We start from the raw sequence: 17,447 nt of genomic DNA on the forward strand, positions 1-17,447 counted from the left end.
GCCCTCAGGTTTCTTCTACGTTTCCGAAAACCTTTAAGTCCAGGAGTACACCATGAGACGACGGCTGGCCGGGCTCTCCCTCCTCGGTTTGTTAACGCTCACAGCGGCGGCGTGCGGCAGCGGCGGCGGCAGCGGCGCGCAGCAGCCCGCGGACGGTCCGGCGACGATCACCATGTGGACCCGCGCGGCCACCCAGGCGCAGAGCGAGCGGCTGGTCGAGGCGTACAACAAGACGCACAGGAACCAGGTGAAGCTCACCGTCATCCCGACCGACAACTACCAGCCCCGCATCGCGGCGGCCGCCGGCGCCAAGCAGCTCCCCGACCTGTTCGCCGCCGACGTCATCTTCGTCCCGAACTACACCTCCCAGGGCCTGTTCATGGACATCACGGACAGGGTCGCCGCCCTGCCGTTCAAGGACGAGCTCGCGCCCTCCCACATGAAACTGGGCACGCTCGACGGGCGGCAGTACACCGTCCCGCACACCCTCGACCTGTCGGTCTGGTTCTGGAACAAGGACCTCTACAGCAAGGCCGGGCTCGACCCCGAGAAGGGCCCGGCGACGCTGAAGGAGTTCGCCGAGCAGGCCACCACGGTCCAGGAGAAGCTCGGCAAGGACGGCAAGGTCCACGGCACGTTCTTCGGCGGCAACTGCGGCGGCTGCTACGTCTTCACCTTCTGGCCCTCCGTCTGGGCCGCCGGCGGCCAGGTCATGAACCCCGAGGGCACCACCTCGCTCAACGACCAGCCCGCCATGACCGAGGTCTTCAAGATCTACCGCAGCCTCTACGAGAACAAGGTCACCGGCCCGACCGCGAAGGAGGAGCAGGGCCCGACCTGGACCGGCTTCTTCCCCAAGGGGGAGATCGGCGTCATGCCGATGCCGTCCACCACGCTCGGCTCCATGCCCGCCGACATGAAGATCGGCGTCGCGCCGATCGCCGGGCCCGACGGCGGCGAGTCCACCTTCGTCGGCGGCGACTCCATCGGCATCTCGGCCACCAGCAGGAACCCCGACGCCGCCTGGGACTTCCTGTCCTGGTCCGTCGGCGACGAGGCGCAGGTCGAGGTCATGGCCAAGAACAAGGACGTGCTCGCCCGCACCGACCTGTCGAGCAACAAGTACTCGGCGCAGGACCCGCGCGTGGTGCTCGTCAACTCCCTCGTGGCCAAGGGCCAGACGCCGTTCGCGCTGCGCTTCGGCCAGACCTTCAACGACCCGCAGGGGCCGTGGCTGCGCTTCGCCCGCGAGGCCGTCTTCGGCGACGTGTCGAAGCTGCCCCAGCTCAACGCCGAGATCACGAAGTCGCTGCAGCAATGACGATGACACTCGGCCGCACCGGCCGGGCGGCGCGCACCGCGCCGCCCGCCCGGTGGCGGAGCAGGAAGGTCCAGGGCTGGCTGTACGCGTCGCCGACGGCCGTCATCGTGGGCGTGCTCTTCCTCGCGCCCCTGGTGCTGGTCGTCTGGATGTCGCTGAACCGCTGGCCGCTGCTCGGGCAGGCCACCTTCAACGCCCCCGCCAACTACGCCAAGATCGCCGACAACCCGCTCTTCCTCGACGCGGTCCTGTTCACGCTGAAGTACACGGCCATCACCACCGTCCTGCTGTCGGCGGTGGCGCTCGGCCTGGCCCTGCTCGTCCAGGAGCGCAGGCCGGGGATCGGCTTCTTCAGAACCGCGTTCTTCCTGCCGGGGGCGGTCGGCTTCGCCGCGGCGGCGCTGCTGTTCTACGGCATGCTGAACAACGACTTCGGCCCCGTCGACCCGATGCTCCAGGCGCTCGGCATCACCAGCGAGCCGGTCAAGTGGATCGGCACGCCCGACATGGCGCTGTTCTCCACGATCACGCTGGTGCTGTGGCGCTTCGCCGGGTTCAACATGCTCATCCTGCTGACCGGCCTCCAGGCGATCCCCGTCGAGGTGTACGAGGCGGCGAGGAGCGACGGCGCGAACCGCTGGCAGATCTTCACCAGGATCACCCTGCCGCTGCTGCGCCCCACGCTCGCGCTGATGCTGATCCTCAGCGTCACCGGCTCGCTGCTGGCCTTCGACCAGTTCTTCGTCTTCACCAACGGCGGCCCGGACAACAGCACCGTCTCGATGGTCATGGTCATCTATCGCGACGCGTTCTTCCGCTTCGACCTCGGCGGGGCCGCGGCGCTGTCCGTCGTGCTGCTCGCCGCCCTCGTCGGGCTGAACGCGCTGATGATGCGGAGGCTCAGGTGAAGCGCTACGTCACGCTGTCGGCCCTGGCCGTGCTGTTCCTGTTCCCCCTGGTGTGGAGCGGCTGGGCGTCGCTGAAGGAACCGTCGAACTACCTGGAGATGGCCCGCTTCGGCGAGGGCGTCGGGACGTACGCGACGAACAGCGTGCTCGTCTCGGTGATGACGGTGGCCGGCACGCTCGTCGTCTCGGCGCTCGGCGGCTACGCCTTCGCCCGGTTCGACTTCCCCGGCAAGAACCTGCTGTTCCTCGCCACGCTGGCGATCCTCATGGTGCCGTACGCGACCATCCTCATCCCGCTGTACGTGCTGCTCGGCTACCTCGGCCTGCAGAACTCGCTGGTGGGGCTCGCGCTGGTGTTCGTCATGTTCCAGCTCCCGTTCGCGCTGTTCATGATGCGCAACGCGTTCGAGGCGCTGCCGCGCGAGCTGGAGGAGGCCGCCCTGGTGGACGGCTGCGGCACGTTCCGCGCCTTCGCCAGGATCCTGCTGCACGCCGTGCGGCCCGCGCTGATCACGGTGGGGCTGTTCGCGTTCCTCGCCTCGTGGAACGACTTCTTCGCGCCGCTGATCCTGCTCAACGACGGCGCGTCGTTCACGCTGCCGGTGGCCGTCGTCAGCATGACGCAGCGCACGTTCGGCGCGATCGACTACGGCATGCTCCAGGCCGGCGTCATGGTCATGGCCGTCCCGTGTCTCGTCCTCTTCATCGTCCTGCAGCGCCACTACGTGCGCGGCTTCATGTCAGGAGCATTGCGTGGCTGACCCTGTCCTGCCCTCCTCGGGCGTGCTGTCCCCACTCGGCCTCGACGCGGTGCGGCCGGCCCCGGGCTTCTGGGGCGACCGCATCGCGTTGAACCGCGAGGTCACGATCGCCCACTGCCAGGAATGGATGGAACGCGAAGGCTGGATCGGCAACTTCCGCGGCGAGCGCCCGCGCAGGGGGCGCGAGTTCAGCGACTCCGAGATCTACAAGCTGCTGGAGGCCATGGCCTGGGCGGACCACCCGGCCCTGCCCGAGCTGGCGCAGACCGTCGCCCGCGCCCAGGAGGGCGACGGCTACCTCAACACCCGCTGGAGCGGCAGCCGCTACACCGACTTCGAGTGGGGCCACGAGCTGTACTGCTACGGCCACCTCATCCAGGCGGGCGTGGCCAGGCTGCGCACCCACGGCGAGGACGTCCTCACCGAGGTCGCCGTCCGCGCGGCCGACCACGTCTGCCGCCGCTTCATGACCACCACCGAGACCTGCGGCCATCCCGAGATCGAGATGGCGCTGGTCGAGCTGTACCGGGCCACCGGCGCCGAGCGCTACCTGGAGATGGCCCGCCGCTTCGTGGACCGGCGCGGGCTTCCGGCGCTGGGCGAGATCCCCTTCGGCCGGGCGTACTTCCAGGACGACGTCCCGTTGCGGCAGGCGCAGGCGTTTCGAGGGCACGCCGTGCGCGCGCTGTATTTGGCGTGCGGAGCCGTGGACGTGGCGGTGGAGACCGGCGACGAGGAGCTGCTGAAGGCGGTCGAGGGGCAGTGGGAGCGCACCGTCGCCCGCCGCACCCACCTGACCGGCGGCATGGGCTCGCGCCACGCCGACGAGTCGTTCGGCGACGACTACGAGCTGCCGCCGGACCGTGCCTACTCGGAGACGTGCGCGGGCATCGCCTCGATCATGCTGTCGCACCGCCTGCTGCTCGCCACCGGCGACGTACGCCATGCCGACCTGGCCGAGCGGACGCTCTACAACGTGCTGGCCACGGGGCTGGCCCTGGACGGCCGGTCGTTCTTCTACGCCAACCCGCTGCGGGTGCGGGTGCCCGCCGTGCCGGTGGAGGGCGTGAACCACTCCGCGGAGGGCGGCCTGCGCTCGCCCTGGTTCGACGTGTCGTGCTGCCCGAGCAACATCGCCCGCACGCTGGCGTCGCTGCCCGCGTACGTCGCCGCCGCCGACCGGGACGGCGTGCGCGTCCATCACCACACGCCGGGCGAGATCCGGCACGGCGGCCTGGCGCTGCGCGTGGAGACCGGCTACCCGTGGGACGGCGCGGTGACGGTCACCGTCCTTGAGGACGGCGAGGGCCGCATCGCGCTGCGCGTGCCCGCCTGGGCCGACGGCACGGAGGCGACGTTCGCCCACCACGGCGTGGTCCGCCCGGTGGCGCCGGGGTACGCCGAGGCCGACGGCCCCTGGCGGGCGGGGGACGAGCTGCGGCTGGAGCTGCCGATGCGGGCCCGCTGGACGTTCCCGGACCGCCGCGTGGACGCCCTGCGCGGCACCGCCGCCGTGGAGCGCGGCCCGCTGGTGTACTGCGCGGAGTCGGTGGCGGACGAGCCGCCGCTCGGCGACCTCGCCGCCGCGGTCGAGCCGCCGCGGGAGCACGTCGTGGACGGCGCGGTGGAGCTGGAGGTGCGGGCGCGGCTCGGCGTGCCGGACGGGGGCGGCTGGCCGTACGCCGCCGCGCCCGGCGAGGCCCCTGACGGCCAGGAGGCGGCGCTGCGGCTCGTGCCCTACCACCGCTGGGGCAACCGCGGCCCCGCGACCATGCGGGTCTGGCTCCCCGTCTGACCACCCTGCCGAACGATCACGTCTCACCCCCCAGGAGGAATCGCCCGTGCGTAAACGCTTCGCCGGCGTGCTGGTGTTAGCGCTCACAGCGTCGCTGGCCGCGTCACCCCCCGCCACCGCCACCGCCACTGTCACCGCCACCGCCACCGCCACTGTCACCGCCGCCGACCCCCTCGGCATGCCGGTGTTCACCGGATCCGACCCCGTGCCGGACGAGCCCGTCGGCTACGAGCCGCGCCGGATGATGAAGGAGATCTACAAGAAGGAGAAGGGCGGCGATTCGTACTGGATCGACCGCATGCTGGCCAGGCCGGGTGACGACCCCGCCGGGACATGGCTGATGTCGCGCGGCCGGGCCCTGTTCATGAAGGAGCACGACCCGCGCGTCATCGGCTTCGGCGGCGACGTCGCCTACTGGGAGAGCATCGACGGCCGCGGCGCGTACGACATCTCGCTCGGCTCCGAGCTGGCCGAGGACGTCGCGCGGCGGCTGCAGATGCCCAGCCACTGGGTCGGGCACTACGGCGGCGACGGCCTCGACGTCACCGTCAGGAAGTTCGTCACCCGCGAGAACGTCGCCGTGACCGTCCTGGAGATCGCCAACAAGGGTGACCAGGCGCGTTCGGTGCCGGTCACCGTCACCTCGCCCTACGCGAGGACCGCCGACGGCGACCGCGAGCTGACCGGCGTCGTCGCCGCGAAGAACAAGCTCACCACGATCTTCCCGAGGCTCAGCGGCGACGGGCTCAAGGCCGCCGACGGCGCGCTCAAGGGCACGCTGACCGTCGAGCCGGGACAGACCGTGCGCACCAAGGTGCAGATGGGCTTCGTCACGGAGGAACTGCCCGGCTCGCGCGAGGAGTACGACGGCTACAAGGGCCGCTCGCCCGAACAGGCGCTGCGCCGCCAGCTCCAGGACTACAACGCCTGGTGGGCGGAGAACCTGCCGTACATCGACGTCCCCGACGAGAACATCAAGAAGTTCGTCTACTACCGCTGGTGGCTGATGCGCTTCAACTACCTCGACGCCGACATCCCGGGCAACGACTTCCAGTTCCCGACGTCCGTCGAGGGGGCGCTCGGGTACAACAACGCCATCGTCCTGACCGTGCCCATGTTCATCCAGGACCTCAAGTACCTGCGCGACCCGATCTACTCGTACGGGCCGTGGGTGTCGGCGGGGGAGGTGTCGCGCAACTCGAAGTACACCGACAACCCCGGCGACCCGGAGAACTGGTCGAACAGCTACACGCAGTACATCTCGGCAGCGGCGCTGGAGAGCTACCAGATCCACGGCGGCCAGCCCGCGATCCTGCGCAACCTCGCCCGCTACGCAGAGAAGGACGTCTACGGCCAGCTCAAGGCGTACGACTCCAACGGCAACGGGGTCATCGAGTACGACTGGGAGGCCATGACGGGCAACGACGCCGACGCGGTGTCGTTCCACTACTACGACCGGGCCAACGAGCGGCTGGAAGGCGCCTACGTCTACGCCAACGCGACGGCGGCGGCCACGGCGTACGAGCTGATCGGCGACAGCGCCAAGGTAACCGAGCTGCGCGGCGTGGCCGCCAAGGTGCGCGACGGCATCCTGTCGCTCCTCTGGGACGACCAGGACAAGCTGTTCAAGCACCGCGACCTGCAGACGGGCAAGCTGATCCCCTGGAAGGAGTCGAACAACTACATCCCGTACGCGACGGGGCTCGTCCCGACGGACGACCCGAAGTACCGGGAGGCGCTGCGCCTGTGGGCCGACCCGGCCGAGTACCCGATCTTCCCGGCGTACACGGCCAACCAGAAGGACAAGGCCGAAGCCGCCGCGCAGGGCAAGCCGGGGTCGAACAACTTCTCCCAGATCAACTCCACGCGCAACTTCGCGCTGTTCTCCAAGGCGCTGCGCGACTACGCCTCGCCGTACATCACGGCCGACCAGTACAAGCAGCTCCTCTACTGGAACGCCTGGTCGCAGTACGTCGGCGGCGACACCCGCTACCCCGACGCCAACGAGTTCTGGGCGAACTGGAACCCCGCCACCAAGACCATCGACTACCGGTCGTGGATCCACCACACCATCCTCGGCAGCAGCAACTGGACCGTCATCGAGGACGTGATGGGCCTGCGCCCGCGCTCCGACGGCAAGGTCGAGCTGTGGCCCGTGGACATCGGCTGGGACCACTTCACCGTCAACGGCGTCGACTATCGAGGCCGCGACCTCACCATCGTCTGGGACAAGCCGGGTGACGGCGCCACCCACTACGCGGGCGTGCCCGAGGGCTACTCCATCCTGGTCGACGGCAAGCGCAAGGTCACCCTCTCGGGTCTGGAGCACGCCGTCTGGGACCCGGCCACGGGGCAGGTCGAGGGCGGGACCGTCGTCCACGCCGAGGCGGCCCGCTTCATGAAGGCGCCCGCCGAGGTCGAGCTGCGCGGCGACCGCGTCGAGGACCTGTTCCAGAAGGCCGGCGCCGACATCACCTCCACCAGCCCGAACCTGGTCAGGAGCGCCGCCGCCTCCCACGGCGACCCCGCGGGAGCCGTCGACGGCTTCACGATCAACGAGCCGTACTGGGGCAGCAAGGGCTCGGGCAAGGCGCGGGACTGGCTGGAGGTGGACCTCGGCTCCGCCCGGCCGGTGGACCTCGTCCGCCTGTACTTCCTCGACGACCGCAAGCCCGGCGGGTACGCCGAGCCCGCCCTCTACTCCGTCCAGTACCTCGACGGCTCGGAGTGGAAGGACGTCCCCGGCCAGGCCCACCAGCCCGCCTACCCCCGGGCGAACCTGAACGAGGTGCGCTTCCCGGCCGTCACCGCGCAGAAGCTGCGCGTGCTCGTCACCCACCGGCCGGGCCACGCCACCGGGCTGAAGGAGGTCCAGGCGTACGCGACGGGCGCGGAGGCGCCCGAGGCGGCCAACCGGGCGCCGTACGTGCTGGCCGTGCCCGACCCCGCCTTCGGCCGCCCCGGCCAGGCCAAGGTGGACGCCGTCGTCAAGGACGACGGCCTGCCCTCCGGCGCCCTCACCACCCAGTGGTCCGAGGTGGACGGCCCCGGCGAGGCGTTCTTCACCGACCCGACCGGCACCGGCACCGTCGTCTCCTTCAGCGAACCCGGCACGTACCGGCTGAAGCTGACCGCCGACGACGGCGCGCTCACCACGTCCGCCACCGTCACCGTCACGGCCGGCGGGCAGGGCGAGCAGGCGAACGTCGCCCCCTCGGCGACCCTGACCGCCTCCTACACCTCGCCCTGGGAGAAGGTCACCGCCGTCAACGACGGCATCGACCCGCCCCGCTCCAACGACTCCGCCAACCCCCGCTGGGGGACCTGGCCGCAGCAGGGCACCCAGTGGGTGCAGCTCGAATGGCCGAGCCCCGTACGGGTGAACAAGTCCGACGTGTACTTCTTCGACGACGGCGGCGGCGTCCGCGTGCCCGCCTCGTGGAAGATCCAGCAGTGGGACGGCGACTCCTTCGAGGACGTCACCGGCGTCACGTCCTACCCGGCCGCGCCCGACACGTACAACACGGTCTCCTTCGACACGGTCACCACGTCGAAGCTGCGCGTCCAGCTCGTGTCCGGGCAGGCGTCCGTCGGCCTGCTGGAGTGGAAGGCGTACGCCGTGCCGCCGGACTCCGTGCGCGACGTCCACGTCCCCACCCTGGCCGGCGAGCTGCCCAGGCTCCCCGCCACCGTCGAGACCCTCTACGCCGACGGCACCCGCGGCACGGCCGCCGTGACCTGGCAGCAGGTGACGGCCGACCAGGTCAGGACCGGCGGCGCCAGCTTCACCGTCACCGGGCTCGCCGAGGGCGTCCGCCGGCCCGTGCAGGCCACCGTGTACGTGCGCACCACGTCCGCGGTGACCGTCACCTCCGTCGCGGAGGAGGCGGTGCGCACCCGGGCCGGGGTCGCGCCGGCGCTGCCCGCGACGGTCGTGGCGACGTACAACGACGGCTCGAAGGACAGCGGCGTCGCCGTCACCTGGCAGCAGGTGGACCCCTCCCGGTACGCCACCCCGGGCACCTTCGAGGTGACCGGCCAGATCCAGGGCACCACCGTGGCCGCCAAGGCGACGGTCACGGTGGAGTGACCGCGGTCGTGGCCGGGCCGGCGGGATAACGGCCCGGCCACGACGTGCGGATAATCACCGCAAAAGGGCCATAATCCTTCCAGGTCGCAGGCACGCCCGTGACCTGGAAGGGGCGGGGACACGATGGCCACAACGATCCTCAGGCGAACACCGCGCGCCACCGGCGTTCGTGGCTGCGTCGGAGTCGGTGTCGGAGTCGGCGTCGGCGGGAAGGCGGGCTGATGTCCACGGCCGCCAACGGGACGGCGCGCAGGAGAGCCGCGCGCGGCGTCGCCCTCGCCGTGGCGGTGATCTCACCGGTCCTCGCCGTGCTGTCCGTGCTGGTGTTCGCGGCGCTGCCCGAAGCCTGGCGCCCCAAGGACAGCATCGACCCGCAGACCGCCGCCGCCCTGACGTTCCCCGCCGTCGGGGCGTTCCTCGTCTTCCACCGTCCCAGGCTCAACATGGCGTGGCTGATGTCCGCCGGCGGCCTGGCAGCCGGGCTGAGCGTCTTCGCCCAGGCGCTGACCCTCCACGTCGCCGCCGCCGGACACCTCGACGCGGCCGGCTACCTGCGCTGGGCCAGCCACGTCACCTGGGCCGCGTGCGGGATCGCGCTGACCGTCTTCCTGCCGCTGTACTCGCCTGACGGCCGGCTGCCCTCCCCCCGCTGGCGGCTCGTCCTCGCCCTGGGCACCGCCGCGCTCACCGCCGAGATGACCCGCGCCATCGTCAGGCCCACGCCGCCCCCGGCCGACTACCCGTACCCCGCCGTCATCCCCAACCCGCTGCAGATCGGCGCCCTCGCCCCCTACAACCTCTCCCTGCAGGCGGCGAACTGGACGCTCATCTACACCTCGCTCGCGCTCGCCGCCCTCTCCCTGACGCTGCGCATGCGGCGCGCCGACCCCGTGCTGCGCCGCCAGATCGGCTGGCCGCTGCTGGCCTTCGCCGGGTACATCGTGTTCCTCGTCGCCGGGATCTTCGCGCCCGCGCTGCACTGGTTCGCGTTCGCGTGGGCCGCCCTGATCCCGGTCGCCATCGCCTTCTCCGTCATGCGCTACCGCCTCTACGGCATCGACACCGTCATCAGCAGGACGTTCGTCGCCGCCGGCCTGGTGGCCGTGGTCAGCGCCGTGTACTTCGGAGTGGGCGCGCTGTCCAGCCTGCTCGTCTCCGGCTACGGGCAGGTCGCCGGCCTCGCCGCCGCCCTGTTCACGGGCGCCTTCTTCCAGCCGCTGCGCCGGGCGCTCCAGCGCACCGTCGACCGCCTCCTGTACGGCAGCGTCGGCGACCCCGCCGTCCTGGCCGAACGCCTGACCCAGGCCGTACGGCGCGGCGACCCCGCCAAGGCGCTCACCTCCGTCGTCGGCGTTCTGCGCGACGGCCTGGCCGTCGAAGGCGTCGCCGTCGAGGTGGCCGACGGCGAGCCGCGTTACGTCGAGAGCGGCCGCGTCGGCCCCGACCCGCGCGAGGTGCCGCTCGTCTGGCACGGCGAACCCGTCGGACGCCTGCTCGTCGGCCCTCCCGGCCCGCGCCGCTTCCCCGCCGCGCACAACGAGCGCGTCCTCGCCACGCTCAGCCCGTACGCCGCCGACGTCGCGCACGCCGTCCGCATGGCGGCCGACCTGCAACGCTCCAGGGAACGCATCCTCAGCGCCCGCGAGGAGGAACGCCGCCGCCTGCGCCGCGACCTGCACGACGGGCTCGGCCAGACCCTGACCGCCATGGCCATGACCATCACGATGGCCCGCATGCGGATGAAGAACTCGCCCCAGGCCGCCGACGCCCTCCTCAAGGAACTGCACGAGGGCATGAGCGCCGTCACCGACGACATCCGCGAACTCGTCTACGGCCTGCGCCCGCCCGCCCTCGACGACCTCGGCCTGGCCAAGGCCGTGCGGGAACTGGCCGACCAGTACTCGCCGGGCCCCTGCATCGTCGTCGAGGTCGAGGGCGACCTGTCCGACCTGCCCGCGGCCGCCGAGGTCGCCGTCTACCGCATCGTCCAGGAGGCGTTGACCAACGTGCAGCGCCACGCCCGCGCCGACCGGGTGACGGTCGTCCTGCGCCGCGAACCCGGCACCCTGCGGGTGCTGGTCGTCGACGACGGCCAGGGCCTGCCCGAGCGGCCCAGCGCCGGGGTCGGCCTCAGCTCGATGCGGGAACGGGCGGCGGAACTGGGCGGCATCTGCGTCATCACGGGCGCCCCCGGGGGCGGCACCCGCGTCGAGGTCATGCTCCCGCTCGCCCCCCACGACAAACCCGGCCCCGCCACCTCCTGACATCCGGAGGCAGGAGCCTCAGCCCCTGCGCCAGTCTCCCGAGCCCAGCGCCCCCGCCGCCTGCGGCCCCATCAGCCCGAGCCCGCCGTCCACGAACACCGAGCTCCCCGTCACGTACGACGCCGCCGGGCCGGCGAGGAACGCGACCACGGCCGCCACCTCCCTCGCGTGCCCGGGACGCGGCACCGGGTAGCCCGGCCTGCTGCCGGTCCGCGGCGGCTGGTCCTCCTGCCCGGTCATCGGCGTCGCGATCTCACCGGGCGCCACCGTGTTGACCGTGATGCCGTACTCCGCCAGCTCCAGCGCCAGCACCCTGCTCAGCATCCTGAGCCCGCCCTTGGCCGCGCAGTACGGCCCCGCGCCCACCCTCGGGTACTCCTCGTGAACGCTGGTGACGTTCACGATCCGGCCGCCCCGGGTCGAGGCGATCATGCGGCGGGCCGCGCGCTGCGCGCACAGGAACGCGCCGTCCAGGTCCACGGCCAGCACCTCGCGCCAGCGCCCGTACCCCATGTCGATCAGCGGCTCCGCGCTGCCCGTGCCCGCGTTGTTGACGAGCACGCCCACGCCGCCCAGCTCCTCGGCCAGCTCGTCCACGACCGACGCGGCCCGCTCGGGGTCGGTCAGGTCGTGCCGGCGCACCGCGGCCGCCTTGCCCAGGCCGCGTACCTGCTCGGCGGTGTCCTTCGCGCCGTCCTCGTCCGAGTGGTACGTGATCCCGACGTCGAACCCCTGCTCGGCCAGCGTGACTGCGGTCGCCTTGCCGATGCCGGAGTCCGCGCCCGTGACGATGGCCACCTGGTCGTACCCGTCGCTCATGCCTCTCCCTCCAGGCCCGGCGCGGCGCCCCGCCTCGGTTCACCCCGCCACGGCCATGGCCGCACCCTTTCCCCGCTGTCCGCCCTGAAACAGCAGGGGAACCCCTGCCCACTCTGGGACGCCCTCGGCACCCCTGCCCACCCTGGGACGCCCTCGGCACCCCCGCCCACTGTGGGACGCCCTCGGCGCCCACACGCCGCGCGCACGGCGGTTCTCCGCTGGGCACCACATTTGCCCGATTAGCCCGAGATTTCAGAGCGAAAGAGTATTTGACCGGAAAAACGCGCGTACCGCGCCCAAAAGGGGCATATTCGAATATGCCCCCACGGGTCGCGGATCTTTAATTGTTGATTGCGAAAATGCAGGCTAGCGGCGAATTGGTACCGGGGTATGTCGGAGTCGTCCGAGCGTCCCGGGATGCTTCTGGCCTTCCGGCAGATAAGTCCATGAAACGGAGAGACAATGGGCGCTAAGAATCGCCGTCGCCTATCGCCGCCGCACGCGCTGCTAGCCGCTCTCGCGACCGCCGCCACTCTCGCTCCTCTCGGCCCGGCGACCGCTCTCGCCGACTCGGCCCAGACGACCCACTCGGTGCGTCCGGCGGTGGCCACGAACGAGAAGCCGCCGCTGCGCGGTGGCAGGTGCTGGCGGGGCCACTGCGGTGGCGGCTGGGGAGGCGGATGCTGGGGACCGCGTTGCGGCCCCGTGCCCTTCATCGTCAACCGGCCGGTCCCGTTCCCGTTCTTCCACCACCGGCCGTTCCCGTTCCCGTTCCACCACAAGTTCCGCCACCACCGTCCGCCGACGCCGACGCCGCCGACGCCGACCGGTGTCAGCAGCATCGACACGGCGTTCCAGGGCAACACCAAGTTCGTCGCCGAGATCAGGAACGGCGTGGTCCAGGTCCGCGACCCGCGTACCACGCCCGCCTGGCACAGCCTGGCCTCGGTGCCGAACTACCTGCCCAACCCGGTGGGCGTCTCGCTCGCCGTGCAGGGTGACTTCCTGCACGTCACGGTCCGGAACGCCGCCGGCGTCGTCCGCCAGGCCTCGTGCAAGGTGAACCCGACGCCCGGCACCGGCAGCAACCCGGCCTGGCCCGGCAACTGCGGCGCCTTCGCCACGCTGCTCTAACCGGCCGGCGTACGACTCGGGTCGTCACGCCGTCATCGGAGAACGCCGAAACGCACACCACGTACCTCCTCCTTGGCACCCAAGGAGGAGGTGCGCGCGTGTCGTGGCCCTTTTCCGGAAATCCGGAGAGAATTGCAGGGCTACGGCCGGATTTGCACCCCCCGAATTGTGCGGGCGGCGGCAGAGCGCGAACCAATCCGCTCCGCCCGCCATCCAAGCGTCCATGAACACCCGAACCTCCATCAAAGCCTGCCTGGCCGTACTCACCCTCGCCGGCGGCTCCCTGCTCTCGGCCGCGCCCGCCACCGCGACGGCCCAGGCGACCCCTGCTCTCTTCGCGCCGCCCTGCGAGGGTGAACCGCTCCGGCGGGCCCCCATCCGCAGCGACCAGTCCGAGACGTACGGCTACCTGCGGCTTCACTCCGATGAGGGCGGCGTCTGCGCAGAGCTCACCGTGAAGCGGTCCCTGTGGCCGTACCGGAAGAAGATGAGCGTGTCGGTGGCCCGCTGCGAGGAGCAGGGCTCGCGCTGCGTCCCCGCGGGGAGCGCGAGGAGCGTGAGGGTGACGGCGGCGGACGGAGCGGGGAGACGCTCGGCCGGCCCGGTACGACAGCCCCTCGCCCCCGGCTCCTGCGTCCGCGTCAAGGCCGTGATCGAGCCGTACACCGGCACCGACGTGGGCATGGGCATCGCCCGGTTCACCGCCTGCCTCTGAGCGCCGCCAGGCCCGGTCAGCGGTAGAGACGCGGGGCAGGCCAGGCGTCGCCCCGGTCGGGGGACTTCGGACGGGCGCGGCCCGCCATGCCCAGCCAGAAGCGGCGCAGCTCCCGATGGGAGAGCTCCTGCCAGGGAGCGCGCCTGCGGGCCAGCGCCGCCTGCTGGTTGCAGAAGCTCTCGTTGAACTCGGCGTACCGCAGGACGTCGCCCTGCGGCGGGTACGGGCACAGCCGGAAGGGGCAGCCGTCCAGGCAGTTCGACCCCGGGTGGGCCGTCTCGGCGGCGCCGATCGTGCGCTCCAGGTCGAGCGGGCGGCGGTCGGACACGATGCACGGCGGCAGGTCCGCCCGGTCCGCCCTCGACAGTCGCGCCTCGATCTGCGACTGCTGCCTGCCGCGTTCGGCCAGGTTCAGCAGGATCAGGATGTCGGCGACCAGCCGCTGCGCGCGCGGGTGCAGCGTGCTCCAGCCCACCGAGCTCATGATCCAGCGGTCCTGGCCGTACTGACTGGCGCGTGAGGCGCTGTACGAGCCGACCTGCGCCGCGACGGCGCTCTCGTCCATCCAGCAGTACTCGGCGGGACGGCGCGTGGACAGCGCGAGCACGCACAGGTCGGCCGCCTCCCTGACGAACGGGTGCAGCCCTCCCGGTCCCGGCCGGCGCGGCTCCCGGCGCAGGCTGCCGGCGATGCCGAGCCAGTACCTCACCAGCTCCTGAGGGTCCGAGCCCCGGCCCTGGTACTCGACGGGGGCCTCCGGATCCTCCGGCAGCGAACACAGCGTCAGCGCCTGGATGAGCGTCAGATGCGTGAACCAGTACCGCGAGTGCTTGAGCATCCACTCGGTCTTCTCGATGAGCCGTGCCCGGTCGTACCCGGTGCCGGGGGACTGGTCCCGCTGGTTCGCGGCGTGCTTGAAGCCCTGGGCGAGGGCGATCTCCAGTGAGATCAGCGGGTGCTCGTCGTCCTGGTGCTCGATCAGTCCGATCCACCGGTCGAGGTTCGCCTCGTCCGGGTCGGTCGGCTCGCCGAGGTGCTCCTCGCGCGGGTGAGCCGGTTCGCCGTGGTTCGCCTCGTCCGCATGCGGCCGCCGGTCGCCGTGCTCCTCCTGCGGAGGCGCCTGCCTGTGGCGGTGCTCCTCGACGCCCTCCCCGGCGGGCGCGCCGCCGTACCAGCCGTCCCGCGATCCACGCGGCGAACCGCCGGGCGAACCGTCGGGCGACCGGGCCGAGCGGTACAGCATCGGAGCCAGCCACGCGCACATGGCGCGCTCGCGCCTGTCCTCCTCGTCCGGCTCGGCCCCCGACGCCACGCTCCGGAACACCCGGTCGAACTCCTTGCCGAGAACGGCGAACGCGTCGTCGCCGCCCGCCCCGATCGCCTGCGCGGTCGACAGGCTGATCCGGTACTCGTGCTCGCCCCGTGCGATCTCGTACAGCCACCGGTAGACCTCGCGCGGCGCGTCCGAGCCGGCGCCGGCGGGCCTGCGGGCGACCGCGATGCGCGTCGCCGTGCACGACGCCTTGACGAAACGCGTCTTCGCCTCGGACAACGCCTGGTCGAAGCGCACACGGTCCTTCCTGACGCTCTGCCACCGCTGCGAGAACTTACGCATCAGCGCCGCCGGGTCAGGCGCGGTCGTGCCGCTGTCGATCTCCAGAGCCGCGCTGAACATGTCGAGGACGGTCGCCGCGCTCCGCGCGTTCTCCGGAGCCGACTTCTCCATCAGCAGGTCGATCATCCCGGCGGCGAACCGGTCGTGCTCCCCGGCGTCCCCCCGCAGGGAAGCCGCGTGGAACACCAGCGCCAGCAGGAACTCCCTGCCCGGGTCGTAGAACGCCTCGTGCAGGTACTTCTCGTCCTCCAACGCGACGCGCAGGAAAAGAGCCCCCAAGTACGACTGGATGAGGCTGTGCCGGAACCGCACCCGGTCCTCGTGCGCCTCCACGATGCCCAGCTCCTGGCCCAGCGTCGCCGCCATGCCGAGGTTGTCGGCGAGCTCCGCGTAACGCGTGCGGCCGAGCCTCCTGCGCAGCTCCTGCCACACCTCCGGATGCGGTGGGACGCCCGGCTTGGGGGTCTTCGCCCCTCCGGAGTCGAACTCGTACGGCACCGCGTGCCCCGCCAGGTCGCCGAACCTCACCTCCAGCCGGTTCTGCTTCAACCCGACGCAGGCCAGCGCCCCCAGCACGTCCACGACGGCCTCGCGGCACGCCTCCTCCAGGGCGTAGTCCTCGTGGTCGTACCCCTGGACCAGGGCGTCCCGCCAGCCGTCCAGCAGCCGTCTGCGCAGGTCGGCGCGGTCGAGGCCCGTCGCGTCCAGCCGCTGCCGGTCGCCCCGCGCCACCAGCTCCGCCGGGAACGTCTGCCACAGCCGTCCCACCATGTTGAGCCGCTTGATGATCTGCAGGTACAGCGGCGACTCCACCACGTCCGCGATCTGCACGAGCTGGTACAACCGCTGGACGTCCTGCAACGTCACCCTGCCGTCGCCGTCGCCGTCCTCGCTGCAGAGGTACTCCAGCGCCGGGCCCTCGCCCAGCGGCTCCAGCTCGACGATCGTCGCCTCCATGCCCCTCAGCGGGTCGTACGGGCGCGAGGTGATCAGCAGGGGCAGGTCCTCGTCGATGACGCGGCGGATCGCCTGCCGCAGCGCCGAGTCCCGGTCCATCAGGCCTTCCTGCTCGTGGCCCCGCGGGCCCTCCCCGCGCTCCGGCGACGCGTGCGACGCCAGCGCCTCCTCCAGGCCGTCGCCGAGCACGATGATGCGGTTCTCCGCGCGCAGTTGCCGCCACACCCGGTCCGCCTCGCCCGCCGACCTGATGTCGTTGTCGACCAGCTCCTCGAACCTCCTGCGCGCCATCGTCTGGATGCTCACCCCCGGCTCGGTGTCGCGCAGGCGCACCACCACGGGGATCATCCCGCGCTGCGCCAGGATCTCCACCACCTTGACGAGCACCGCCGTCTTGCCCGCGCCGATCGGCCCCACCAGGATCTGCGGGCGCCGGATCTTGCGCGTGCGCATGTTCGCGATCAGGACGTCGCACAACTGGTCCCGGCCCACGACGTCGCCGAGGATGCTGCCCACCGTCTGCACCAGCGACCGCGGATCCGCCCACGCCCGCTGCCGGTAGGCACGCGTCACCCGCTCGTACGACACCGCAAGGAAGATCGCGTAGAGCAGCGCGGCGTACAGGACCGTGGTCATCAGGCTGATGACGGCGGTGCAGTAGACGCTGTAGCCGTCGCCGCACAGGCCCGTCGTGTGCCGCGCGAAATGCGCCCCCAGCTCCGCGAATCGCGTGAACCTGCTCAACACCATGAACAGCGAGAAGAGCAACCACAAGGTCAGCACGGCGCCCGCGACCCGCACAGCGGTCCGCTTCGACCACAACCCGCCGTACCGGACGCCTTCCTCGATCACCGGAGGCCGGACATGCCGCTCCCGGTACGCGGCCACCCCGTGACGCCACCGCCGCCCCGTCCAGCGCTTGACGCGGCGCGACACCATCGCGAGCAACCGCCCAGGACGGCCCGCCATCCACGACCCCCTCCCCGTACTCCCAACCTCCCTCTGCCCGGCTCGCCGCTCGCAGGCCTTGTGCGAGCCGCTTCAGTAGGCGAGCGAGCCCTGCACGAG

The 17,447-nt window shown here is 71.4% G+C and carries 10 protein-coding genes; 8 read left to right on the forward strand and 2 right to left on the reverse strand.

Features of this window, described 5'->3' with window-relative positions:
• The first annotated feature begins 52 nt into the window (after nucleotides 1-52).
• The 6 genes from BMX74_RS00720 to BMX74_RS00745 all read left to right on the forward strand — a co-directional run bounded on the left by BMX74_RS00720 (nucleotide 53) and on the right by BMX74_RS00745 (nucleotide 11,139).
• Nucleotides 53-1,321, forward strand: a complete 1,269-nt coding sequence (locus BMX74_RS00720; protein ID WP_091097498.1) for an ABC transporter substrate-binding protein — start codon at nucleotides 53-55, stop codon at nucleotides 1,319-1,321.
• Nucleotides 1,318-2,229: a carbohydrate ABC transporter permease gene (locus BMX74_RS00725; protein WP_091097500.1), complete on the forward strand. Its 912-nt coding sequence runs from the start codon at nucleotides 1,318-1,320 to the stop codon at nucleotides 2,227-2,229. The genes BMX74_RS00720 and BMX74_RS00725 overlap by 4 nt, the downstream gene beginning before the upstream one ends.
• Nucleotides 2,226-2,990, forward strand: coding sequence for a carbohydrate ABC transporter permease (locus BMX74_RS00730; protein WP_091097503.1), 765 nt, complete (start codon nucleotides 2,226-2,228; stop codon nucleotides 2,988-2,990). The genes BMX74_RS00725 and BMX74_RS00730 overlap by 4 nt, the downstream gene beginning before the upstream one ends.
• Nucleotides 2,983-4,785 (forward strand): glycoside hydrolase family 127 protein, encoded by a 1,803-nt coding sequence (locus BMX74_RS00735; RefSeq protein WP_091097505.1) that lies wholly within the window; start codon nucleotides 2,983-2,985, stop codon nucleotides 4,783-4,785. The genes BMX74_RS00730 and BMX74_RS00735 overlap by 8 nt, the downstream gene beginning before the upstream one ends.
• A gap of 46 nt (nucleotides 4,786-4,831) precedes the next feature.
• A complete protein-coding gene (locus BMX74_RS00740) occupies nucleotides 4,832-8,875 on the forward strand; it encodes an Ig-like domain-containing protein (protein WP_091097508.1) in 4,044 nt (1,347 codons plus the stop codon).
• 221 nt (nucleotides 8,876-9,096) lie between these two features.
• A complete protein-coding gene (locus tag BMX74_RS00745) occupies nucleotides 9,097-11,139 on the forward strand; it encodes a sensor histidine kinase (protein WP_091097510.1) in 2,043 nt (680 codons plus the stop codon).
• An 18-nt stretch (nucleotides 11,140-11,157) separates the two neighbouring features.
• Here the strand turns inward: BMX74_RS00745 and BMX74_RS00750 are convergent, their stop codons facing one another.
• On the reverse strand, nucleotides 11,158-11,958 hold the full coding sequence (locus BMX74_RS00750; protein ID WP_055507833.1) for an SDR family oxidoreductase: 801 nt from the start codon (nucleotides 11,956-11,958) through the stop codon (nucleotides 11,158-11,160).
• A 705-nt stretch (nucleotides 11,959-12,663) separates the two neighbouring features.
• On the opposite strand from BMX74_RS00750, the gene BMX74_RS00755 reads away from it, so the two are divergent.
• On the forward strand, nucleotides 12,664-13,092 hold the full coding sequence (locus BMX74_RS00755; protein ID WP_055507835.1) for a hypothetical protein: 429 nt from the start codon (nucleotides 12,664-12,666) through the stop codon (nucleotides 13,090-13,092).
• A 223-nt stretch (nucleotides 13,093-13,315) separates the two neighbouring features.
• On the forward strand, nucleotides 13,316-13,807 hold the full coding sequence (locus BMX74_RS00760; RefSeq protein WP_091097512.1) for a hypothetical protein: 492 nt from the start codon (nucleotides 13,316-13,318) through the stop codon (nucleotides 13,805-13,807).
• Nucleotides 13,808-13,823: 16 nt separating this feature from the next.
• Here BMX74_RS00760 and BMX74_RS00765 read toward each other — a convergent pair whose 3' ends face one another.
• Nucleotides 13,824-17,348, reverse strand: coding sequence for an NACHT domain-containing protein (locus BMX74_RS00765; RefSeq protein ID WP_143078505.1), 3,525 nt, complete (start codon nucleotides 17,346-17,348; stop codon nucleotides 13,824-13,826).
• Between the last annotated feature and the right edge of the window lie 99 nt (nucleotides 17,349-17,447).

Origin of the sequence: Nonomuraea pusilla (assembly GCF_900109355.1) — a bacterium.
Taxonomy (GTDB): Bacteria; Actinomycetota; Actinomycetes; order Streptosporangiales; family Streptosporangiaceae; genus Nonomuraea; species Nonomuraea pusilla.